The 21,198-nt window shown below is 62.5% G+C and carries 25 protein-coding genes; 17 read left to right on the plus strand and 8 right to left on the minus strand.

Features of this window, described 5'->3' with window-relative positions; genetic code table 11:
• Positions 1-22: 22 nt before the first annotated feature.
• The 3 genes from V4529_15345 to V4529_15355 all read right to left on the minus strand — a co-directional run bounded on the left by V4529_15345 (position 23) and on the right by V4529_15355 (position 2,150).
• Positions 23-559, minus strand: a complete 537-nt coding sequence (locus V4529_15345; protein ID MES2359710.1) for a C40 family peptidase — start codon at positions 557-559, stop codon at positions 23-25.
• Between the two features lie 115 nt (positions 560-674).
• Positions 675-1,460, minus strand: coding sequence for a hypothetical protein (locus V4529_15350; GenBank protein MES2359711.1), 786 nt, complete (start codon positions 1,458-1,460; stop codon positions 675-677).
• Between the two features lie 225 nt (positions 1,461-1,685).
• Entirely contained in the window at positions 1,686-2,150 is a 465-nt protein-coding gene (locus V4529_15355) for a GreA/GreB family elongation factor (protein ID MES2359712.1), read from the minus strand.
• A gap of 80 nt (positions 2,151-2,230) precedes the next feature.
• Between V4529_15355 and V4529_15360 the strand changes: the two genes are divergently transcribed.
• The 4 genes from V4529_15360 to V4529_15375 are packed head-to-tail and all read left to right on the plus strand — an operon-like array spanning position 2,231 to position 5,916.
• Positions 2,231-2,590 carry a DUF1707 domain-containing protein gene (locus V4529_15360; GenBank protein ID MES2359713.1) on the plus strand — a complete coding sequence of 120 codons (360 nt, stop codon included), beginning with the start codon at positions 2,231-2,233 and terminating at the stop codon, positions 2,588-2,590.
• Positions 2,587-3,162 (plus strand): hypothetical protein, encoded by a 576-nt coding sequence (locus V4529_15365; protein ID MES2359714.1) that lies wholly within the window; start codon positions 2,587-2,589, stop codon positions 3,160-3,162. Before V4529_15360 ends, V4529_15365 begins: the two co-directional genes overlap by 4 nt.
• A 1-nt stretch (position 3,163) precedes the next feature.
• Positions 3,164-3,751: an isochorismatase family protein gene (locus tag V4529_15370; GenBank protein MES2359715.1), complete on the plus strand. Its 588-nt coding sequence runs from the start codon at positions 3,164-3,166 to the stop codon at positions 3,749-3,751.
• Positions 3,727-5,916: a discoidin domain-containing protein gene (locus V4529_15375; GenBank protein MES2359716.1), complete on the plus strand. Its 2,190-nt coding sequence runs from the start codon at positions 3,727-3,729 to the stop codon at positions 5,914-5,916. The genes V4529_15370 and V4529_15375 overlap by 25 nt, the downstream gene beginning before the upstream one ends.
• A gap of 9 nt (positions 5,917-5,925) precedes the next feature.
• On the opposite strand, the gene V4529_15380 is transcribed toward V4529_15375, so the two are convergent.
• Positions 5,926-6,894, minus strand: coding sequence for an acyl-ACP desaturase (locus V4529_15380; GenBank protein MES2359717.1), 969 nt, complete (start codon positions 6,892-6,894; stop codon positions 5,926-5,928).
• Positions 6,895-7,087: 193 nt separating this feature from the next.
• Between V4529_15380 and V4529_15385 the strand changes: the two genes are divergently transcribed.
• The 12 genes from V4529_15385 (at position 7,088) to V4529_15440 (ending at position 14,707) form a co-directional block, all read left to right on the plus strand.
• Positions 7,088-8,464 (plus strand): DEAD/DEAH box helicase, encoded by a 1,377-nt coding sequence (locus tag V4529_15385; protein MES2359718.1) that lies wholly within the window; start codon positions 7,088-7,090, stop codon positions 8,462-8,464.
• Positions 8,465-8,522: 58 nt separating this feature from the next.
• Positions 8,523-9,257, plus strand: a complete 735-nt coding sequence (locus V4529_15390; GenBank protein MES2359719.1) for an SIMPL domain-containing protein — start codon at positions 8,523-8,525, stop codon at positions 9,255-9,257.
• A gap of 109 nt (positions 9,258-9,366) precedes the next feature.
• Positions 9,367-9,639 carry a hypothetical protein gene (locus V4529_15395; GenBank protein ID MES2359720.1) on the plus strand — a complete coding sequence of 91 codons (273 nt, stop codon included), beginning with the start codon at positions 9,367-9,369 and terminating at the stop codon, positions 9,637-9,639.
• A gap of 50 nt (positions 9,640-9,689) precedes the next feature.
• Positions 9,690-10,220: a hypothetical protein gene (locus tag V4529_15400; protein MES2359721.1), complete on the plus strand. Its 531-nt coding sequence runs from the start codon at positions 9,690-9,692 to the stop codon at positions 10,218-10,220.
• A gap of 25 nt (positions 10,221-10,245) precedes the next feature.
• Positions 10,246-10,776 carry a DinB family protein gene (locus V4529_15405; protein MES2359722.1) on the plus strand — a complete coding sequence of 177 codons (531 nt, stop codon included), beginning with the start codon at positions 10,246-10,248 and terminating at the stop codon, positions 10,774-10,776.
• A 14-nt stretch (positions 10,777-10,790) separates the two neighbouring features.
• Complete coding sequence (locus V4529_15410; GenBank protein ID MES2359723.1) at positions 10,791-11,420, plus strand: trimeric intracellular cation channel family protein; 630 nt, start codon at positions 10,791-10,793, stop codon at positions 11,418-11,420.
• A 35-nt stretch (positions 11,421-11,455) separates the two neighbouring features.
• Positions 11,456-11,956 (plus strand): DinB family protein, encoded by a 501-nt coding sequence (locus tag V4529_15415; GenBank protein MES2359724.1) that lies wholly within the window; start codon positions 11,456-11,458, stop codon positions 11,954-11,956.
• A 97-nt stretch (positions 11,957-12,053) separates the two neighbouring features.
• The gene (locus V4529_15420; protein ID MES2359725.1) at positions 12,054-12,230 is read left to right on the plus strand and encodes a hypothetical protein; all 177 of its coding nucleotides are present in this window, start codon (positions 12,054-12,056) and stop codon (positions 12,228-12,230) included.
• Positions 12,231-12,293: 63 nt separating this feature from the next.
• Positions 12,294-12,917, plus strand: coding sequence for a hypothetical protein (locus tag V4529_15425; protein MES2359726.1), 624 nt, complete (start codon positions 12,294-12,296; stop codon positions 12,915-12,917).
• The gene (locus V4529_15430) at positions 12,914-13,543 is read left to right on the plus strand and encodes a LysE family translocator (GenBank protein MES2359727.1); all 630 of its coding nucleotides are present in this window, start codon (positions 12,914-12,916) and stop codon (positions 13,541-13,543) included. The genes V4529_15425 and V4529_15430 overlap by 4 nt, the downstream gene beginning before the upstream one ends.
• A gap of 40 nt (positions 13,544-13,583) precedes the next feature.
• Positions 13,584-14,057: a GNAT family N-acetyltransferase gene (locus tag V4529_15435; GenBank protein MES2359728.1), complete on the plus strand. Its 474-nt coding sequence runs from the start codon at positions 13,584-13,586 to the stop codon at positions 14,055-14,057.
• Positions 14,058-14,194: 137 nt separating this feature from the next.
• Complete coding sequence (locus V4529_15440) at positions 14,195-14,707, plus strand: NUDIX domain-containing protein (GenBank protein ID MES2359729.1); 513 nt, start codon at positions 14,195-14,197, stop codon at positions 14,705-14,707.
• Here V4529_15440 and V4529_15445 read toward each other — a convergent pair.
• Genes V4529_15445 through V4529_15455 form a run of 3 tightly spaced genes read right to left on the minus strand, consistent with a single transcriptional unit; the run spans position 14,704 to position 16,954 of the window.
• Complete coding sequence (locus V4529_15445) at positions 14,704-15,090, minus strand: DUF423 domain-containing protein (GenBank protein MES2359730.1); 387 nt, start codon at positions 15,088-15,090, stop codon at positions 14,704-14,706. The two genes, V4529_15440 and V4529_15445, sit on opposite strands and share 4 nt — an antisense overlap.
• Positions 15,091-15,093: 3 nt before the next feature.
• A complete protein-coding gene (locus tag V4529_15450) occupies positions 15,094-16,083 on the minus strand; it encodes a deoxyhypusine synthase family protein (protein MES2359731.1) in 990 nt (329 codons plus the stop codon).
• Positions 16,084-16,114: 31 nt separating this feature from the next.
• On the minus strand, positions 16,115-16,954 hold the full coding sequence (locus tag V4529_15455; GenBank protein ID MES2359732.1) for a TIGR00730 family Rossman fold protein: 840 nt from the start codon (positions 16,952-16,954) through the stop codon (positions 16,115-16,117).
• A 224-nt stretch (positions 16,955-17,178) separates the two neighbouring features.
• Here V4529_15455 and V4529_15460 point away from each other — a divergent pair, with 224 nt between their 5' ends.
• Positions 17,179-18,588 (plus strand): alkaline phosphatase family protein, encoded by a 1,410-nt coding sequence (locus V4529_15460; GenBank protein ID MES2359733.1) that lies wholly within the window; start codon positions 17,179-17,181, stop codon positions 18,586-18,588.
• A 91-nt stretch (positions 18,589-18,679) separates the two neighbouring features.
• Here V4529_15460 and V4529_15465 read toward each other — a convergent pair whose 3' ends face one another.
• The gene (locus V4529_15465; GenBank protein ID MES2359734.1) at positions 18,680-21,160 is read right to left on the minus strand and encodes a CehA/McbA family metallohydrolase; all 2,481 of its coding nucleotides are present in this window, start codon (positions 21,158-21,160) and stop codon (positions 18,680-18,682) included.
• Positions 21,161-21,198: the final 38 nt, after the last annotated feature.

Below are 21,198 nucleotides of genomic sequence, written 5' to 3' on the forward strand. Positions count from 1 at the left end.
GCAAAGCTCAGCCTGGTTCGACTCAGTTCAGTACCGAGTCCGGATTCTGTGAATCATCGAAGGCGAATACGCGCCTTGCACCCTTCCACCAGCTGCTCCTGGTGTTTGCCAGGGTTTCGACCTTCACTCGGGACCCCGGCGTTGGCGCGTGCACGTAACGGCCATCACCTATATAGATGCCGATGTGCGAGATACGCTTGCCGTGGCCAAAAGTAAGGAGGTCGCCGGGCTTGAGCGACGCGATGTCGCGCTCGATCTTCTTGCCGGCCAGCGCCTGCTCACGCGACGTCCGTGGAAGCTTCGCCCCGAAATGTTCCATCACGTACTGTACGAGCCCACTGCAATCGAAACCCGAGGACGGCGATTCGGCACCGCGCTTGTACTTGATCCCGAGCTGCGCACGCGACAGGGCAACTATCGAATCCCGGAGCGCGTGAATCGAGCTGCTGAGCTGCTGGAATGGCCTGGGCTCCGGAACAGGCTTTGGCTGCGTGATGGTCACAGTCTGGGCGCCCGCCGACGACACAAATAGAGCGCCGGAAAGAACCGCGACGCTCATAAGATTTGTGATACGGCTCCTGCCGCGGCTGTTTTTCATGCTCGGTCAAGCTAAAGATCGGCACCTCATGCTGCAACCGCGAAAAGAAACCGACAATCAGCCGACCGGCATCATATTAGTGATATCTGGCTGCAGGGATCGTGACGTGACCCTTGACGTCACGGTACTCGATCGACCCGTTACCGTTGGCCCGCACTGCCAGATTGCCGCCGATTCCACGGGCTGCGACCTCTCCTGACGACTTGGATCCCACCGTCACGTCGCCGCCTATGCTGGACAGCTGGATCTCTCCCGACCCGTCCTGCGGGATGCTGACCGAGCCGGCGATGTTGTTCAAATAGATCGCGCCGCCGCCATCCACGATGTGGACGTCGCCATAGACGTTGGCGACGATCATGTCGCCGCCGCCGTCCGTTACGTCGAGCTTGCCGCCCACCGTGTCTATGTCCAGGCCACCGTCGCCGTGCCTCAGACGCATGGTCCCCACGTTGCGGAAGGTGGACTCGCCCGTGCTGTCGATCACGTCGAGGGCCAGCGATGGCGGCAGCTGAATCACGAGATCGAGTGACGCGGTGGCTCCGGGATCGTGGCGCGAAGGCGGGAGAATCGCGGAGACGAGGATCGTGTCGCCCGCCCTGCGGCTTGTTATCCGGATCCCGTTGAGGGTTGCGACGGTCGCCGCGTGCGCGGTCCCGGTGACGAGGACTTCCGTCGCTGAACTCACTCCCTGAACCTTGAGATTGCCCGCACCCGCGTTCAGCACGAGCACGGTTGCTCCCGCGGCTGGAACGTGCACAGTGCGCGTCGCAGTCTGCTCCATTCGGCGCAGCGTGCATCCACCCAACAGCACAATGGCGATACCAACGCCAAGCCTGGCCACCCGCGCAGGCACCACGGTCACGCTGAACGGAGAGTCATGAGCCTCGGCAACTCGACACTGTACTCGGTAATTACGTCGCAGCGAACGCAAGCGCTGTCTCGCCGCATGCGAGAGCCGTCGGAGCCCCTGTCACGAGTCTCCGGGCGGGGCGATCTGGAGTACCCTTCGGTTGAAGCCGATGTTCACTCTGAACGATTCCAGAGGGCCGTGCGCGGGTGCCGCCAGCATCGGTGGCACCCGTGGATCCTACATATCGTGGATGGTCTTTATCGCGGTGACCTTGAGGTGCCGCACCGAGGTCGGAAGGCGCAGGATCGTCGTCTCTCCCAGCTTCTTGCCTACCAGAGATCTTCCAATCGGTGATGACATCGACACGTGGCCTTCCTCGAAGTCACCATCGCCAAAGACGAGGCTGTAGACCTCTGTCTTGCCGTTCTTCTCGTCCTCCACCGTGACTTCGGAGCCGAGTCCGACGGCATCGCGCGCGATCTGTGAGACATCGATCTGCGACAACTTGGAGAGACGCTGACGCAGCTGCCCCAGACGCGCCTGAACGAATTGCTGACGCTCGAGGGCGGCCTTGTACTCCGAATTCTCACGCAGGTCGCCGAGCTCGACGGCCTTACGGATCTCATTCGGCAATACAACGTTCAACTCGTGCTGCAGCTTCTCGACCTCTGCGCCGAGCTTGAGCTTGAGCTCTTCGATCATGGGAGCCTCGATGCGACGATGCCTGATGTGAGAGGGGGAGGCAAAAAAATGAACGCCCGGCCGGGGGGTCGGGCGAACGGATGATTCGAGGAAGTTATCCGGCCGCGCTGGAAGGCGCAATCCGACGCCGGTCGGATGTGCAGGTCTGCACCGGGCAATATCCGATTGGCTATCTTGCTCCAGCTGTCATGACTGGCACTCCTTCTTCATCGAATGGTGCGGCGATCGCCGCCGCCACTACCGGACCAACGCTGAGCGAGCGTGAGCGGGTGGTGGATCTGCTGCAGCTTCGATTCGCCGACGACCATCTCTCGCTGGATGAGTTCGAGCGTCGCGTAGCCGCGGCGTACCAGACGAGAACGGCGGCCGAGCTGGACGATCTGGTGGCGGATCTCACGCCGGCAACGACGCTGCCAGCCGTGACAGCGGCGCAGTCATGAGCAGATTGATACTCGCGATCGCGGCGGTCGCCACGCTGAGTGCGTGCTCGCGCTTCGAATCGTCTCGGAAATCCGATTCTGCGACAGCACGGTCCGATTCCAGCGTACAACACCCCGCCGACACCGCCATCACGGTAACCGCAACTGGCTACGGGCCGCTTCGCATCGGGATGACCGTCGCCGCCGCCGCGAGCGCACTCCACTCTCCTGCTCCATCGACAGTTGGGCTCGACACGGCATGCGCGTACGTTCACTTCGACGCCGCGCCGCCCGGCATGCGAATCATGGTCACCGGCGGAACAGTCGTGCGCATCGAGGTCGATTCGACCACGGTGCCGACCGGACTCGGCGTGCGTGTCGGAGACTCGGAAGCGCGCGTCAAGGCGCTGTACGGGTCGCGCGTTTCAGTCGAGCCACACAAGTACCTGCCCGGCGGTCATTATCTCGTCGTGTCTCCCATACCGCCAACCGACAGCAACTTCCGTTTGATATTCGAGACGGACGGAAGTCGCGTTACATCCTACAGAGCAGGCCAGCTGCCACAGGTCCAGTGGGTGGAGGGATGTGCATAGCATGGAAGCCATATCGATAACTCCCGCGACGACAGCGCTCGTCCTCATCGATCTCCAGCGCGGAATCGCCGGCGGCACAACGGTACCGCACGGAGCGTCGCTGGTCGTGCAGAACGCGGCCAGGCTGGCACAGGCCTGTCGCGATGCAGGAGTGCTCGTGATTTTCGTGCGCGTGGACGTGGGTCCCGGTGGCATACTCTTCCCGCGCGTCAACTCCGACGTTCCACGGCCGGCGTTCAAGACTTCAGCGGGCTGGTCGGATCTCGTGCCTGAGCTTGGCGCGGGCGAGCGTGACGTGATCGTCACAAAGCATCAGCCGAACGCATTCTTCGCGACCGATCTTGAAATTCACCTGTCACGCCGCGGCATTCGCACGATCATACTCGGCGGAATCTCCACCAATATCGGTGTAGAGTCCACGGCGCGCGCTGCGCAGGAGCGCGGTTACGATCAGATATTCGTCGAGGATGCAATGGCCGCGCGTGAGGTGGACCTTCACGAGTTTCCGGTCCGTCGTTTCTTCCCGACGATCGGCAGAGTGCGCAGCACCGCGGATGTCGTTGCTTGCCTGAGCGCGGCGGCGAAGTAGATCGTCTGGAACTGGTCGTTCCCATTTTCGCGGGAATGACGAATCGGCGCGCGGCAACGTTCACCAACGCGCTGTTGCTGCTATCGACACTGTGCGCATCGCCGCTACTCGCACAGCAGCACCGCGTCACCATCACTGTGGATCCTCGTGATTCGATAGCCGCTTTCGATCCAATCATCGCGCTCGGCTCGACCATCGACGGGCACAACGAGGACGCGACGCGCCACATCTTCACGCGAGCGAACGTGTCGGCGATGAAGTCGGTGAACTTTCACCCGATATCGTACCGCCTTCGCACCGAGCTCGGCATCGAGGCCTGGCACTGGAATCCGCGCGGGCGCTGGAGCGATCCCAACCATCGACAGGGCTACTGGACGTCCGCCGATACGATCGGATCCCCGATAACGGTGTCTTATGGCTACCGATTACCGCGGCGCGGCAATACGATCGATCAGGCCAACGACGAGGGCTATTCGCGTCTGACCGACGGCGATACCACGTCATTCTGGAAGAGCAACCCGTATCTGGATTCGCGCTATACTCGCGAGCCAGGCGCGAGTCATCCGCAATGGGCGATCGTCGATCTCGAGCACAATGAATCGATCGACGCGGTGCGGATAATGTGGGGGACGCCGTACGCAACGAGCTACGACGTTCAGTACTGGGAAGGCGAACAGCCCAAAGGTCCGGACGACAACGCAGACGACACCGGGTGGCGCACAGTCACCGACGGAGCAATACGGGGCGGCAACGGTGGTGACGTAACGCTCGATCTGGCGCGACGTCCCACCACCACGCGCTGGATACGGATCCTGCTGCGCACGAGCTCCGGCCGCGCGCCGGCTGGCTCGACCGACGTGCGCGATGGGCTCGGCTTTGCGATGCGTGAGATCTATGTGGGTAGAATCGAACACGGAAGCTTCCGCGAGGTTACTCGACACGCTCCGGATCCGAGCGCTCAGAGTCGCACGTATGTATCCAGCACCGATCCGTGGCATCGCGAAGTTGACCGCGATGAGGGAACCGAGCAGCCTGGCATCGACCTCGTGTTCGCGAGTGGAATCACGCGCGGATTGCCGATGCTCACGCCGGTCGGCGTGCTGTACGATACACCGGCGAATGCAGCTGCGCTGCTTCGCTATGTGCGCAGGCGACGCTACCCGATCCCGCGCATCGAGCTGGGCGAGGAACCCGACGGTCAGTTCGTATCACCGCTCGACTTTGCCGCACTGTACGCGCAGGTAGCCGACTCGTTGCGCGCAGTCGATTCGAACATCGCACTCGGCGGTCCGTCGCTGCAGGACGCGCGCACCAAGGTCATGATGGCATGGAAGGAAGGCGATTCGGACGAGCGGTCATGGCTGGCTCGTTTCGTCGCGGCTCTTACGATGCACGGGCATGCGCGCGACCTCGGCTTCGTTTCGTTCGAGTTCTATCCATTCGATGACGCGTGCTCCGGAAGCGCCCCGCAGCTCGCGCAGGTAGCGCGAAAGATACGCACCGCTGTGGCGCAGTTCCGCAGTGACGGCGTACCCGAAGACGTCCCGCTATTGATGACCGAATACGGCTACTCGCCGTTCTCGACGGCGTCCGAGATGAATCGCGCTGGCGCCCTTCTCAACACGATGGCGGTCGCCGAGTTCCTCGCTGACGGAGGCTCACAGGCATTCTTCTATGGAACTGAGCCAAGCAGTCTCGATCGTGGTGCAGCCTGTGATAGCTGGGGAGACAATACGCTGTTTGTCGCGGACGACGACCGTCACATCCTCGCGAAGAACTCGACGTATCATGCGGCGCACATGCTCACAACACTATGGGCAGACTCGGCCGGCGGCCGACATAGCGTACTCGCGACGAAGGTGACGGCGGCGGCCGCTACTGCACCGCCGATCGCTTCGTACACGTTGCGTCGTCCTGATGGACGGATCGCGGTGCTGATCACGAATCGCGATCCCGCGAATTCCTGGACCGCCGACATTCGCGGAGTCGGCGACGCGCACGCGACATTCGACGTATGGCGATTCTCTGCCGCGGAATACACGTGGCACCCGAATGGCGCCGACGGGTTCGCGAAGCCCAACACAGGACCGCTGAAGATGAGTGTCAGCGCGGGTGAGACGCTGACGTTGCCGCCGTATTCGATTGTAGTGGTGCGTCAGCGCTGAGCCGACGGGCTACTCCATGTCGAATTCGCGTGCAAAGGCGACGGCAAAGACGAACGTCTTCGCGCGGTTGCGGCTTTCCATCGCGTCGGCGACACGTTCGAGGCGGGCGGGAACCGACATGATCTTCTCCTGCGCCTTCTTGCCGATCTCGTTGAGCCCCTCGATCGCGTCGATGGCCCAGTAGCGGATCTGCTCTTCGACGATCCTGAGATAGTCGCGCGGCCCGTAGATGCCAGCTCGCCGAATGACATCCGCCATCTCGCGGAAGTGCGGCATGTTCACACCGGGCATGTCGATCGACGGCATGATGGCCGCAGCCGACTCGAGCGCACGATTGGGGTCGCGGGCGAGCACTTCCTGAAAGACATTGCGGTAGAACACGTAGTGACGCGCTTCTTCCTTCGCCACGTTCGCCAGCACTGTGCCGATCATCGGCTCGTATTCGCTTGCCAGCTTGCCGGTATTGGCGTGACTGACCTGTGTCGCGCGCTCCTGGAGCGTGGTGTACACGAAAACGCGATACGGGTCCTTGTCCCACGTCGGCTCGAAGCCGGACTTGAGATACTCGAACTGCATCCTCTCGAGCACAGGATTGTCCAGCACCAGGCTGTCGCGCGAATAGTCGTGAAGTACCGCACCGTGCCGATCTTCTTCAGCGGTCCACAGATTGGTCCACTTGGACCAGAATGTGTCGCCGCCGAGGTATGCGGCGAGCAGACGGTGAAAGTGCGGCAGTCCCTCTTCAGTGAGAAGATTGAGGGCCAGCGCGACTCGCGCTGGCGTGCTGATTCCCTCGGCCCGGCGCCGGAGGTCCCGGATGTGCTTGTCCGGGTCCGTGTCGGGGGCCGCGGAGAGCAGCTCACTCGGAAACCAGAGTATCCGCTTGGACTCATGAGCCACCATGAGCTGGCGCACCTCTTCCTCGAGATCCGCCAGAACCTCTACTTTGGCCAGCGTCTCTGCCTCTGACATGTTCATGCTGGGTTGGTGCTCATGACTGGAACTTACAAGAAAGCAGACTTGATGCCAATTCGGCAGAATCACGTTTAATGCGGGAACAGGGCCACAGGGCAGCGATCGCAGTCACTCAGAGAGCGTTCAATCACACGTTTAGCGCGATTGGCCGGTATTCCGCTAACTTTCAGGATTGCCCTAAAAAAACGGACTTCGCGTGTCATTTAGCAGTTTCAAGCTGGACCCCAATCTTCTCAAAGGCCTTAAGGAACTGGGCTTCGTTCGTCCGACGCCAATTCAGATGGACGCCATCCCGCCCGCGATGGAGGGGCGCGACGTGCTTGCGTGCGCCGCGACCGGAAGTGGAAAGACGGCGGCGTTCCTGCTTCCAATACTTCACAAGCTGATCGAGCGGCCGCGCGGAACTACGCGCGCACTCATCGTCACGCCCACACGCGAGCTTGCGGCGCAGATCGCGGAGCATCTCAATGAGATCGCCGTTCACACACCGATAACGAGCGCAGCAATATTTGGCGGCGTCGGCATGTCGCCGCAGGAACACGCATTCCGCAGCGGCGTGGACGTGCTCGTTGCAACGCCAGGGCGGCTGCTGGATCACCTGCGGCATCCGTACGCGAAGCTCGACCGGCTGGAGTTTCTGGTTCTGGACGAAGCCGATCGCATGCTGGACATGGGCTTCCTTCCGGAGATCCGGAAGCTTCTGCGCCTGCTTCCGGCGCGGCGCCAGACGCTCTTCTTCAGCGCGACGATGCCGCCTCCAATCGCGGCGCTCACGCGCGAGATGTTGACCAACCCCGCGATGCTCCGCATAGAGCGAAACGCGGCGCCGCCGACTGGAATCACGCAGGCCGTTTATCCCATTTCGCAGGAGCTCAAGGCTCCGCTGTTCCTCGCGCTGCTGAATCGCGGCGAGATGAAGCAGGCGCTCGTGTTCACGCGCACCAAGCATCGCGCCAACCGTCTCGCGGACTTTCTCGTGAAGAACGGCGTCAAGGCTGATCGCATTCATGGCAACCGGTCGCAGACTCAACGCACGGCGGCACTCGCCGGATTCAAGAACGGCACGTACAAAGTGCTCGTCGCGACGGACATCGCAGCACGCGGAATCGACGTCGAAGAGCTGGGTCACGTAGTCAATTTCGACGTGCCGTTGGTCGCGGAAGATTACATCCACAGAGTGGGCCGTACCGGGCGCGCGGATGCGACGGGTGAAGCATTCACCTTCGTGGCACCGGACGAGGAAGGCGATCTTCGCACGATCGAGAAGGCAGTGGGCAAGCGGCTGCCGCGCGTAACCGTACCGGATTTCGATTACGATGCGCGTCCCACGCAGAAGCTCGAGGTACCGCGCGGCGAGCGCATCGCGGCGATCCGCGCAAAGAAAGCCGAGGATCGTGCGCGCGCCGCTGCCAAGGCGGCGCGGCGGTCGACGGGCGGTGCCGGACAGTCCGGACCATCCGGCGGGCGGGGGAGGCCTTCCAAACCGGCGCGACCGGGAGTGCCTGGCACCAATCGGCCGAAAGCCGGAAGTTCTCCGCGGCGTCCCGGCGGCGACAAAGGGCGCGCACGGTAACCCCTCGTAACGGGCCGGCCAGCTGCCGGGCCCTCAATTCGTAAGGAGAAAAGGCGCTATGAAGATGGAGCAGTCGACAGTACCCGCCATCCTCCTGGCACTAGGAGTAGCGATCGGCGGCCTCCTGATAGGAAACGGTTTCGCGCGCGGTCGCTCCGCCGACCGGTTCGTGACCGTGAAGGGCGTCGCGGAGCGCGATGTCCAGGCCGACCTCGCCATCTGGCCATTGCGAGTGGTAGCCGCCGATAATGATCTGACCGTCGCGCATACCAAGCTCCAGACGAGCGTTCAGAAGATCATGCAGTTTCTCGCGGCACAGAAGATCGATACGACTCAGGCGACGCTCGCGAATTTCCAGGTTTCGGACGCATTCACCAATCAGTACGGTGGAAGCGATCGCGCGCCGACGCGCTACGTAATCCATCAAACGATCGTCGTGCGGTCGAACGATCCGGCGACGGTGCTTGCAGCGAGCCAGCATGTGGCGGAGCTGGTGAATTCTGGCGTGGTTCTGTCCTCGGGCGGCGAGTATGGAAACGGCGGCCCGACCTTCGTCTTCACCGGTCTCAACAAGCTCAAGCCGGCGATGATCGGCGAAGCCACAGCACGAGCCCGCGAAGCCGCCGCCAAGTTCGCCACCGACTCCAGGAGCGAGCTCGGCGGCATTCGTCAGGCTAGTCAGGGAGTGTTCGAAATCCTCCCGCGCGATCAGGCCCAGGGAATCACTGAAGAGAGCCAGGTCGCGAAGACGGTCCGCGTGGTTTCGACCGTGGATTATTTCCTGAAGAACTGAGTGCGTCCGGGCCCGCGTACCCGCTTCCGGCCCGAGCCTTACGACCGCCGCTAGTACCGATCTTGCAACACGGACGTTTTCAATCCAGCCCAACCTGAGCCGGCCCGACTTGTCGCGAGCATTTGTCAACGAAGATGCAGGTGGAACCGTACCGCGCCGCAACTACGCACTCCCCGAGCGTGACGATCCCACGTTTGACGCAGCTGCCGCGGCCGCTCTGCTCGAAGCTGCGCGAGCCGGCGAGACTCCGAGCGCGGAGGAAGCGACGGGCTACTACTGGGGGGAGCCAAGATTGCACGAACACGTTCGCCGGATTCGCGACAGAGCGGAAGCCACAAACGATGACCGTCTGGTGCAGCTGGCAGACCGTTTTCTACGATAGCACCCCAGCCAACCCATTGCGCCCATGACCATCGTTACCCGGATTGCTGCATGAACGCGAGGCCGACGCTGTGGCTTGCTGCTCTTACCGACTACGTGCTGCCACTTGCGCTCGTGTCGGAGCTCGGACGCAATGCGTGGCCGCAACGCGATAAACAGCGCCACAGGGCGCTCCAGGCGGTTGCGAACTCGCTGTGCAACATGGTTGCGGTGGATCGGCGCTATCCCAATGAGGTGCGGCTCAACCATCCGCAGGGTGGATTGCTCGTTCTCGATGTCCTCGCGCGCCGCTGCACGCTCAACGCCGCCGACGTGACCGCGATCGGGCTGGTCGACCGTCTTGGGCTCTGGCTGCATGCGCAGCTCGACAGTGCGCGTATTCCGGAAGACCGGATCTGCGGCGTCCGACTCGAGATGGAGTACACAGCGAGCGAGCGGACGTACCTCGCAAGCGGGCGCGTGTGGGAGATGCAATTCTCGCTGCGATCGGAAGTCGTTACCTTGGACCAGAGCTACGTCGGCACCGCGCCGCCGTGCACGGCGGCGGTGCCGTACGGCGTCGGGGCGCTGATGCCGTGGTAACCCAACCCGAACTGACAGGGAACTGATGACGACTCAGGTACTCTCGCATCCCGGCGCCGACGAATACGCGCCCTACTACAACACCTACATAGCACCGGTCGCGGGCACGAACGCGCTCGAGACTCTCGTCACCCAGCTCGGAGCTCTGGATCCGCTCCGATCGCTCGGCGACGCGCAGACGCTGCACCGCTATGCGCCGGACAAGTGGAGCGTGAAGGAAGCTGTCGGCCACATCACGGACGCCGAGCGAATCTTCGCGTGCCGGATGCTCCGCATCGCGCGCGGCGATAAGACGCCGCTACCGGGCTTCGACCAGCAGCCATACGTCGATGCAGCGCATTTCGATAGTCTGCCGATCGGCACTCTCGTCGATTCGTTTCGCGCAACTCGCGCAGCAACGATCGCGCTCACAAAGGAGATCGACGGTGACGCTTGGCTGCGAACGGGGACAGCCAGCGGATTCACGGTGAGTGCGCGGGCGCTGGCGTACATCATCACCGGCCACGCCGCGCATCACATCGGAATACTGAGAGATCGTTACGGGATGCCGGTGTAGCTCGCGGGAAACGCGTGACGCTACCTGCAGTACTCGACTTTATAGGCGTATCGGTGTTCGCTGTCAGCGGCGCGCTTGCCGCTGGGCGAAAGCAGCTCGATCTACTGGGCGTGGTGGTGCTCGCGCTCGTCACTGCGATCGGCGGCGGCACCATTCGCGACGTGCTGCTGGATCGCAGCCCGATCTTCTGGCTCGCCAACGGGTCGTACATTCTGGTGATCGCTGCATCGGCGTTGCTTACAGTCGCCTATGCGCGCTGGCGGCGGCCACCCCGGTCAGCACTTCTCCTCGCCGATGCGCTCGGACTCGCGCTGTTCAGTATTACCGGGGCACAGATCGCCGAGCGAACGGGGCTTCCGCCGGTGAGCTGCGTGGTGCTCGGCACGATAACCGGATCCGCTGGCGGAATTGTCCGCGACGTGCTGAGTGCCGAGATCCCGCTGGTGCTCAAGCGCGGAAACCTGTACGCGACCGCCGCGATCGCCGGCACGGCAACCTACGTCATACTCGAGGAACTGAGCGTCCCGCGCCCCATTCCGTCGTTCGCCGGAATGGCGGTGATCGCGGGGGTACGTCTAGCGGCAATCCTCTGGGGGCTGCAGCTTCCCGTGTTCGAGCTCGACTCTTCGGCGGAGAAGCGTTAGACAATTCTCCGTCGCAACTCTGTCAGGAGAATGAGATGTCGATTGCCGGAAGCGTGCTTCCAGAGTTCGATCAGGAGATGGCGACAACACGCACGATGCTCGAACGCGTGCCCGAGACTCGCGCGCAGTGGACACCGCACATCAAGTCACGGACTCTGGGCCAGCTCGCGTCGCACATCGGCAATCTGCCGCGGCTTGGGCTCATAGCGATGGAAGCGGACGAGCTGGACCTGAACGAGACGGGGAGCGGCAGAAGTCCGGAATTCGATTCCACGGCAAATCTGATTCGCACTTTCGACGAGAATGTACGGCGTGCCCGAGCAGCAATAGAGTCGGCTTCGGATTCCGACATGATGGAGCCGTGGACGCTCCGACGGGCCGGCCGGACCGTCTGGACCCTTCCCCGCGCCGCCGTTCTGAGATCGTTCATCCTGAGCCACATGATCCACCACCGTGGCCAGTTGAGCGTCTATCTCCGTCTCAACGACGTCCCCTTACCATCTGTTTACGGGCCTTCGGCCGATACAAAGGTATAACGCCTCCCTGGCGGTGACCTCGACGGCCGAGGCACGTCTATAACTGGGCTGCCTCCTGAGCCCCATCGAGCGACAGAACCTTTGCACGGAGCGAGCGATGCACGTCAATCCGAATGACAATCGCGGCCGCTGGATCATCATAGGCGGTGCCATGGGCGCCACCTTCGCCGCCAACACCCACCATCTTCCGATCGCTCTCGCGCTCGGAATCGCGGCCGGAATGACGATCGGCACGCTGATCAACCGGATGGCGCCGAACAGGGGCGGCAAGTAGCAGGCACTTCCCCGCACTGCATGCCAGCTGGACAGCCCCAGCGCCGCCAGCGAAGTTACGATCATGTTGGGCGACCTCGTTGAAAGGTGGCGCGTACAGGCGATGCGCGCGTTGCAGGGTTGGGCCACCGAGAAACGCACCCTGCGCGGTCTCCCGGTCACGCTCATCAACACGCGTCCCGACATCGACTCCGAGCTCGTGTTCAGGCGACTGGACACCGCGCTGGGGCTCATCCAGCAATACCGGCCCGCCACTTTCGCACAGCTGACGCAGGACTTTTCCCGCATCCACGTCGTGCGTTATCCTTGCCGTGCGGCGTTCTACCCTGATTCGCGCACCTGCCTGGTCGAGCTCACCTTCAGCGTGAATCCGGAATTCACTGAAGCGCAGATTGCATCGTCCATCGTGCACGAGGGAATGCACGCGCACGTGTTCGCGACCGGAAAATCAGATCCTGCTGAACGACCCGACGAAGAGAGGCTGTGCAGGCAGGCCGAGCTCGAGTTCGGATTGGCGATCCCGAATGGCGAGGCGATAGTTCGGCGCGCGACCGAATCGCTGCAGCTGGATGACGAGGACGTCGCCCCCGTGATCGACTGGCAACAGGCGCAACAGGCGATCGCGGAGGTGGATGCGCGCGCGACATCGCGTGGGCGAGATGAGGGGAACCCGTCATCCCGCTCGTGATTCCTCCGCTGCATTCGCTGCTGCTCTTCATGGCGGCGGGCCTCGCTCTCAATGTGACACCTGGACCGGACATGCTTTACGTCGCGGCGCGCAGTACCAGCGAAGGGCGCGCCGCCGGCATCGTTTCGTCGCTCGGCATCGCGACAGGCACACTGTTTCACATTTCCGCGGTCGCACTCGGCCTTGCCGCCCTGCTCGCGGCGGTGCCGATCGCATATACGGCAGTGCGCATCGGCGGCGCGATCTACCTCATGTACCTGGGTGTGCGCGCATTCGCGACGCAGTCACCGGTCGCAACACGAGAGGTCGCGCGCGCATCTCTCGCGACGATCTTTCGTCAGGGTGCGATCACCAACATTCTGAATCCGAAGGTCGCGCTTTTCTTCCTCGCGTTCCTGCCGCAGTTCGTCGACCCCGCACGCGGAAGTGCGGCGGCCCAGATCGTCGTGCTCGGCCTGATCTTCGACACGTCCGGTACCGCGGTCAACGCGATCGTCGCGCTCGGCGCGAGTCATGCGGCGGAACGCGTGCGCGCCAACAGCAGGTCGGCCGATGTCCTGCGCAAGATCACGGGCGTGATATTCATCGGACTCGGACTTCGGATCGCGCTGGCAAGCCGGCGTTGAGCGGCAGCCGGATCCACAGATCATCAATTAGACTGATCGGATGGCTTACCAGATAAGGCATGCGACCCGCGACGACGTCGCACAGCTGGCCCAGCTTCGCTACGACTTTCGCTCCAATCTCTCGGCGCCCGTCGAAGATGAGCCGGATTTTGTCGACCGCTGCCGGTCGTGGATGATGGAGCGGCTGGGTGACGGTCGCTGGTATTGCTGGGTCGCTGAAGATGGCGACCAGCTGATCGGAAACGTCTGGATTCAGTTAGTAGAAAAGATCCCGACTCCGACCGACGAGCCGGAAGAACATGCGTATCTCACCAACTTCTTCGTACTGGAGGCCGCGCGTGGGCAGGGTATCGGGTCCCGCATGCTGTCCCAGGTTCTGGAGTGGAGCGCGCGAAGGCAGGTTCATGCCGTGTTTCTCTGGCCGACCATCCGCACGCGCGCGATGTACGAGAGGCATGGATTTCTGGCGGACGGCGACGCAATGCAGTTACTGTTTGCCCCGAGAGCGCAGTAGCACGGAATGAGTGCGTAGTACAGATACGCGGACCAAATGAATACAGCGCGGCGTAGATATAGATTACGACGGAGCGCGGCCTGGCTTCAAATCGAACTGCTGTAATCCTACGCACCTATCAAACCATCCAACCCCTCATGAGTCCACAGGGTCGCCGCCCCAACCTCAGTGCGGGACTACTTCTGTTTCGCCGCGGCGCAGGGTCGGCCGCGCTCGAATTCTTCCTGGCGCACCCGGGCGGTCCGTTCTGGGCAAACCGGGACGACGGCGCGTGGACGATCCCCAAGGGCGGCGTGGAAGCTGGCGAGGCAATCCTGGATGCTGCTCGCAGAGAATTTCAGGAAGAGACCGGCATCGCGCCTGAGGGCCCGTTCATCGATCTGGGCAGCATCCGGCAACGCGCGGGCAAGATCGTGCACGCATGGGCGTTCGAGGGGGACGCGGATCCCGACACGATTGTCAGTAACAGCATGACAACCGAATGGCCGCGCGGATCGGGTCGTATGATCACCTTTCCGGAGGTGGATCGTTGCGGCTGGTTCGATCCGGCAGCGGCGCGCGGGCGAATCAACGCTGCGCAGGGGGAGTTGCTGACTCGTCTGGAACAGACGCTCGCCGCGGGTGACAGTGCGGGACGGAAGTCCGGCTAGACGGTCGCGCGCATCGCGGCGTAGGCCAGCACGACCCACGCGGCGATGAATGCCACACCGCCCAACGGTGTGACGGCGCCGAGCCAGGTAACGCCGGTTACCGCGAGGATGTAGAGGCTGCCGGAAAACAGTACGATGCCAGCGAGCATCAGGAACCCCGAAAGTTGCAGCGCTCCAGAAGTCCGAAACTGGCTTGCGAGCGCGCCAATGAGCAACATGCCGAGCGCGTGATAGAAATGATATTGCGACGCTGTGTGATACACGGACAACATCTCCGGCGAGAGCCGCGCTTTGAGCGCATGTGCTCCGAATGCGCCGAGGATTACGGCTAGCGCGGCGTTGATGCTACCGAGTGCGATGAAGGTGCGCGCGACAGGTTGCATCGGTTACTGCCCCATGATCATCGCGAACATCAGCGGGGCGACGATGGATGCGTCGCTCTCGATGATGTACTTGGGTGTGTCGATGCCGAGCTTGCCCCAGGTGATCTTCTCGTTCGGGACGGCGCCGGAATAGGATCCGTAGCTTGTAGTCGAATCGCTGATCTGGCAGAAGTAGCCCCACAGCGGCACTTCCGGCCGCTGCAGATCCTGGTGCAGCATGGGAACGACGCAGATCGGAAAGTCGCCGGCTATGCCTCCGCCGATCTGAAAGAATCCCAGCGATGTGGACTTCGTGAGCTTGGTATAGAAATCGGCGAGGTCGATCATGTACTCGATGCCGGTACGAACCGTGTGGACGTTCTTCACGTCGCCGGTTATCACGTGTCCGGAGTACATGTTGCCGAGCGTGGAGTCTTCCCAGCCCGGAACGAACATCGGGAGGTTCTTCTCCATCGCCGCCAGCATCCACGAATTCTTCGGACCGATCTGATATTCGCCTTTGAGCTTTCCGCTGCGAAGGATCTTGTACATGAATTCGTGCGGGAAGAAGCGTTCCTTCTTCTGATCCGCCGCGACCCACTCTTCCAGCACCACGCTCTCGATGCGGCGCATCGCCTCCATCTCGGGAATGCACGTATCGGTGACGCGATTCATGTGGCGGCTGAGCAGCGCGTGCTCGTCCGCCGGAGTGAGATCGCGGTAGTGCGGAACGCGCTCGTAATAGTCGTGCGCCACGAGGTTGAAGATATCTTCTTCGAGGTTCGCGCCCGTGCAGCTGATCGCGTGTACCTTGTCCTGCCGGATCATGTCGGCGAGCGACCTTCCGATCTCGGCCGTGCTCATCGCACCAGCGAGTGTGACGAGCATCTTGCCACCGCTATCGAGATGCTTGCTGTACGCATCTGCGGCGTCTATTACCGTCGCGGCATTGAAGTGACGGAAATGCTCGCGGACGAACGCAGTGATCGGTGAAGTGGAAGGCTTGTCGGTCATTGTAGTCACGTTGGAATTGATTGCGAAATTGCTACTTGCCCACTGAGTGGGACGGGCCGATCCTACGCCTCTCCACCGTGCGCGTCTCGGCGACATACGCCTGCGAAATCGTGGCCACTACTTCGCGCGGATCGTCGGTCAGTATGAGCAGATCCAGATCCGTGGGCGAGATCTTGCGCTCGACCAGTACTTTCGACTGAAGCCAACGCACGAGTCCGGCCCAGTACGCGCGACCGAACAGAATGACCGGAAACTGATAGATCTTGCCGGTCTGGATCAGCGTTATCGCCTCGAACATCTCGTCGAGCGTGCCGAATCCGCCGGGAAAGATGACGAACGCGTTGGAGTACTTCACGAACATCGTCTTGCGCACAAAAAAGTAGCGGAAGTTCACGAGCGTGTCGACGTACGGGTTCGCACCCTGCTCGAATGGAAGCTCGATGTTGCAGCCGACCGAGTGTCCACCGCCTTCCTTCGCGCCCTTGTTCGCCGCTTCCATCACGCCCGGTCCCGCGCCGGTCACAACCGTGAAGCCGGCCGCGGCGAGCAGGCGGCCGGTCTCTTCAGCCGCCTGGTACATCGGATCGTCGGGCGCGGTGCGCGCGGAACCGAATATCGCGACGCCGCGCCTGACATCCGCGAGCGCATCCATCCCCTCGACGAACTCGGCGGTGATACGCATGACGCGCCACGGATCCGTCTTGGTATAGTCCTCCTCCGCGGAGCGTGGCGCCTGGAGCAGCTTCTCGTCCTCGGTTACACTTGAAGCCGAGACGTACTCAGGTGTATCGCGGATCGACTCGTCGATCTTGCGCGTGGCACCGGACTGACGCTGCGGCGTTACCTGGGATGGAGGGGTCCGCCCGGCCATCCTGTGGCCGGCCTCGGTCCGCTCCTTGGTGCCCTCGAGTGCAGTCTTGCTCGCCTGCTTGAGCAGTTGCGGGTTCACCCGCTTGCCCGAAGCGGTCCTAGGCGCCTTGGCAGGCTTCGTGGGAAGGGGCTCGGTAGAGACGGTATCCTGAACAAGCGTCGGTGTGGCGCGCTTCTTGGTCTTCGTAGATTGTCTGGCTGCAGTTTTTGCCATAACCGAATCTAGTGCCCCCTTCTCCCTCTGTAATAATTCTGCTTGCCGACGGCGCACGCCCGGATGTACTGGGCGCGGCGCTGCAATCCCGCGAGCTTCCCGCGCTCGCACAACTTGCCGACGATGGTGGATTCCACACCGTCACTACCGCGTTCCCTTCGGTAACAGGGCCGGCGTATACTCCGTTCCTGACGGGGCAGCATCCCGGCTCCGTCGGCCTGCCGGGCCTCAGATGGTACGATCGCGCCCACTCGACGTGCAGATGGCCGAGCTATGCGCGCAGCTATATCGGGCCGCAGTGCCGCTTTCTGGACGGCGATCTGGATGAGGACGCCGAGACAATGTTCGAGCTTGCCGATTCGAGCATCGGCGCGCTGAGCGTCATTCGGCGCGGACTGCCACCGTCCAGGCAGATCGGGAGCGGCACCGCGTTCGTCGCGCGCACCGCGATCACACACTTTCGCGGCCGGGTTTCCGGCTGGCTGGACATCGATCGCAACGTTGGCGACAGATTCGTGCAACGCGTGCGCGATGAGGGACCGGAGTTCGCGTTTGCCGCGTTCACTGGAATAGACAAGGCGTCGCACGCGTTCGGCCACGACTCGCCGATGGTGCGCGATGCGATGCGGGTGGTGGACGACGTGTGCGGGCGAATTCGCGCGGACGCTGAGCGCGCCGGCAATTGGGATTCGACGCACCTGTGGATCGTGAGCGATCACGGACACTCACCCGTCAGGACACACGAGGATCTCGCGGGTGTTACGGCGTCGCTTGGTTTCAAGGTCGTAGCGCATCCGTGGACCGTGCGGCGTGGCGCGCAGATCGCGGTAGCCGTGAGTGGCAACGCAATGGCCCACATCTATACGGGGCTCACGAGCCGAACGCGGAGCTTCTGGCCGTCGCTCAGCAGCGAGTGGGATTGTGTTGCAGACATGCTGCTTAGCCGACAATCGGTGGACGTGATGCTGCTTCCGCTGTCGTCCACGTCGTGCGAGGTGCGCACGAGCGACCGGGGCCGTGCTGTCGTCTCATGGGACGGCGCGCGATACGCGTACCGCCCAGTAACGGGCGATCCCCTTGGAATCGGTGAGTGCGATGACATGAGCGAGAGCGACGCATTCGATGCAACGGTTGGTAGTTTCTATCCTGATTCGATCGTACAAATAGCGCGCATCTCGTCGTGCTCGCGAAGTGGCGACATGATACTGTCCGCGGCTCCGGATTGGGATTTCCGCGCGCACTACGAGCCGATTCCGCACGTATCCTCGCACGGCGCGTTGCACAGAGAGCACATGCTGGTGCCGCTCATTACGAATCGGCCAATTCATGGACCGGTGCGTCGCACCGTGGACGTCATGGCGTCGGCGTGCGCGGTGTTGGGGGTTACGGCGCGCAAGATGGAAGGGTTGTCGTTCATCTGACTCGAGAGGCACGCGAGTCGAATGGCGCCGTCCCGCCCAGCGCGCGCCGCCCCCGCCCCCGCCGCGCAACCGGGGACCAGGCGCCCCGACCCTACCGTTTCGCCTGATCCTCGAGCCGCTGATAGACCGCGCGTGCACGCACGATCTCATCATGAAAACGATCGCGCTCTGCGTCCGTACGCCAGGGTGCGTGTTCTTCCTTCGTCCACACGGCGTCCACAGCTTCTCCCAGGAAGTGTGCATCTTCGGCTGAGATGTACTGATGTCCTCCGCGAACGACGTACACAGGACTTGTCTGCGCGAACGAGTAGCCGTCGCCTATGTAGCGCGACGATGGACCGATCACTCTCGCCGCGATCCATCCTCCTTCAGGAATCGCAACCGTATCACTGAACGCCAGCTTGAGCGAATCCGCCGCGTTGGACGGGGTGATGCTGCGCACGACCTTGCCGTTGACCAGAATGTCCAACTGCGACATCGGTGCGATCGACACTGCGTTGGCGCTCACCTTGAGCGTGCGCGCAGCGCTGGATGCGAGCGCAATCTCGTCGCCTGGCTCGTGGCCAGCGACGTCGAGGAACAGTAGCGGACCTGTCGAGCCGAAAGTGTGTCCTGCCTTGATTCCCGCGAACCAGCTGGCGAGAGTCAGCGGACCCTTCACATGCACATACGTACGGTCGGTTCCTGGCGGTGGATCACGCCAGACATCAGAGAAGTTATCCGTGCCGGACGTTGCCGGAATTCGGAATCCGCAATTCAGCAAACGGTAATACATCTCCGCGGACGAATACTCGTCCGACCACACCGCACCTATGTCGTAGTAATCACCCTTGCCGAGTGCCGCGTCGACGGGGATCAGCGTGCTTGCGGCCTGCGCTGGTGTCTTCACGAGCGAGTAATACGGATGCGGGAATCCGGCGATGCCGCCCTGCGCGTGTGCCGAATCGATGTACATCGCGTCGAGCGTCGGCTGCGCGTAGGAAGTATTGGGCACTCCGCCTGTGAGCGGCATGATGAAGCGCTTGATGCCGAGTATCGAGATGTGTCCCAGCAGACCGCGAAACTCTTCGGCGTATTGCAGGATGTACTGCGGTGTCGACAACGGGCTTGGCTTTCCCGTCAAATCATCCCATCGACCCATGAGGCGCGTGCCGTCCATGTGGATCAGCGCGTTGGTGACGTGTAGATCTTCCGCACGCAGCTCATCGAAGAACGTCTGATGCGTGAGACCGAAACGTCCCTGGTGCAGATCGTGGATGTGCGTGTCGCCGGAGTACCAGCCGCGCGCCGGAAGATCTGCCAGACGGGCGAGCCGGATCGTTGCGCTCTTCGTTCCGCCGGCTGTCACATCGAGCTTCACCGAAGACGGATGATATTCGTAGCCCTTGAGAGCTTCGATCTGCGTCTGTCCGGCGGGCACATTGACGTCGAACGTACCGGTGGTCTGGAAGTATTGCGTCCCTGTTGCAGCGATGGACCGTTGGAAGCCGCCCTCCGGTGCGTAGCCGCGCCCATCGCTCGCCGTTATGTAAATGCGTGCCGGCGTCGGCTTGCCATCGGGTCCGAGGACAGTGACATGAATTCGGCCGTTCGGTATCACCGGCTTACGACTGCGGATCGGCACTGCCGACCAGGATGAGAACGGCCCTCCGCCGATGCCGGCAGTGTAGAGCACCGTTGCGCCGGCGCGATTCGACACGAACGCAAACCTGTTACCATGCGGACTTGGCGAAGGCTCGTACTCGTCGCGTGCATCGGCGGTGAGGCGCTCTGGATTTCCGCCAGCGACCGGAACGATCATCACGTCGTTGCTTCCGCCTTCATCCGACACGTACATCAGCGAAGTGCCATCCGGAGTCCAGACAGGCCTCATCCGGTACTCGCTCTCTTCGTAATGCACGAGACGCGGCTCGCCCGACGGAAGCTGCTTCACCCAGATGCCACCGCTGCCAAGACGCCCGCGCTGTGGCGCAACGTAAGCCAGCTGATTCCCGTCGGGTGAGACAGAGGGCTGGATTCCGGCGACGACCTGCTCATCGGTGTTGCTCGCGAGATCGTGCCGGTAGATGTGGAACGACTCGCCGCGCCCCGGGCCGCGCGGACTTACGAAGTAGATACTCTTTCCGTCGTGACTCCAGACGGGCTCGACATCCACCGCCGAATCGGTAGTGATGCGCTGCACGGTCCCGCCATCGACGCTCACTATCCCGATGTCGAGATTGGCGTTGCCGGTGTCCATCGCTAGCGCGATGCGCTTGCTATCCGGACTCCACGCCGGCTCGAAGTAGTCACCGGGTCCGGACGTGAGCGCGATCGCTTCACCGCCCTCGGCCGGAATCTTCCAGATGTCACCGCGCATGGAAAACGCGATCCAGCGTCCGTCCGGACTCCACACGGGAGCCATCGGTCCAGTGGAGACCGCAGGAAGCATGTGACGCTCGATACGGTCAGAGTGGCCGTAGCGGCTGGGGTCGGAGTGACCTGGCCCCTGCGGACGGGCATTTCCGATCGAGACGAGCGCCGTCAATCCAGCGACAACGATTCCTGCACCGAGCCAGATACGTGCTTTCATGCGGATAACTCTCCATTACGCAAACCGGGGACGGTGGA

This window comes from Gemmatimonadota bacterium, from assembly GCA_040388625.1.
Lineage (GTDB): Bacteria > Gemmatimonadota > Gemmatimonadetes > Gemmatimonadales > Gemmatimonadaceae > Fen-1247.

Excerpts from the sequence above, each read along its gene's own strand:
- V4529_15345 (MES2359710.1), bottom strand. The coding sequence starts at position 559 with ATGAGCGTCGCGGTTCTTTCCGGCGCTCTATTTGTGTCGTCGGCGGGC.
- V4529_15355 (MES2359712.1), bottom strand. The coding sequence starts at position 2,150 with ATGATCGAAGAGCTCAAGCTCAAGCTCGGCGCAGAGGTCGAGAAGCTG.
- V4529_15360 (MES2359713.1), top strand. The coding sequence starts at position 2,231 with ATGATTCGAGGAAGTTATCCGGCCGCGCTGGAAGGCGCAATCCGACGC.
- V4529_15365 (MES2359714.1), top strand. The coding sequence starts at position 2,587 with ATGAGCAGATTGATACTCGCGATCGCGGCGGTCGCCACGCTGAGTGCG.
- V4529_15370 (MES2359715.1), top strand. The coding sequence starts at position 3,164 with ATGGAAGCCATATCGATAACTCCCGCGACGACAGCGCTCGTCCTCATC.
- V4529_15380 (MES2359717.1), bottom strand. The coding sequence starts at position 6,894 with ATGAACATGTCAGAGGCAGAGACGCTGGCCAAAGTAGAGGTTCTGGCG.
- V4529_15390 (MES2359719.1), top strand. The coding sequence starts at position 8,523 with ATGAAGATGGAGCAGTCGACAGTACCCGCCATCCTCCTGGCACTAGGA.
- V4529_15400 (MES2359721.1), top strand. The coding sequence starts at position 9,690 with ATGAACGCGAGGCCGACGCTGTGGCTTGCTGCTCTTACCGACTACGTG.
- V4529_15405 (MES2359722.1), top strand. The coding sequence starts at position 10,246 with ATGACGACTCAGGTACTCTCGCATCCCGGCGCCGACGAATACGCGCCC.
- V4529_15415 (MES2359724.1), top strand. The coding sequence starts at position 11,456 with ATGTCGATTGCCGGAAGCGTGCTTCCAGAGTTCGATCAGGAGATGGCG.
- V4529_15420 (MES2359725.1), top strand. The coding sequence starts at position 12,054 with ATGCACGTCAATCCGAATGACAATCGCGGCCGCTGGATCATCATAGGC.
- V4529_15425 (MES2359726.1), top strand. The coding sequence starts at position 12,294 with ATGTTGGGCGACCTCGTTGAAAGGTGGCGCGTACAGGCGATGCGCGCG.
- V4529_15435 (MES2359728.1), top strand. The coding sequence starts at position 13,584 with ATGGCTTACCAGATAAGGCATGCGACCCGCGACGACGTCGCACAGCTG.
- V4529_15440 (MES2359729.1), top strand. The coding sequence starts at position 14,195 with ATGAGTCCACAGGGTCGCCGCCCCAACCTCAGTGCGGGACTACTTCTG.
- V4529_15445 (MES2359730.1), bottom strand. The coding sequence starts at position 15,090 with ATGCAACCTGTCGCGCGCACCTTCATCGCACTCGGTAGCATCAACGCC.
- V4529_15450 (MES2359731.1), bottom strand. The coding sequence starts at position 16,083 with ATGACCGACAAGCCTTCCACTTCACCGATCACTGCGTTCGTCCGCGAG.
- V4529_15455 (MES2359732.1), bottom strand. The coding sequence starts at position 16,954 with ATGGCCGGGCGGACCCCTCCATCCCAGGTAACGCCGCAGCGTCAGTCC.
- V4529_15465 (MES2359734.1), bottom strand. The coding sequence starts at position 21,160 with ATGAAAGCACGTATCTGGCTCGGTGCAGGAATCGTTGTCGCTGGATTG.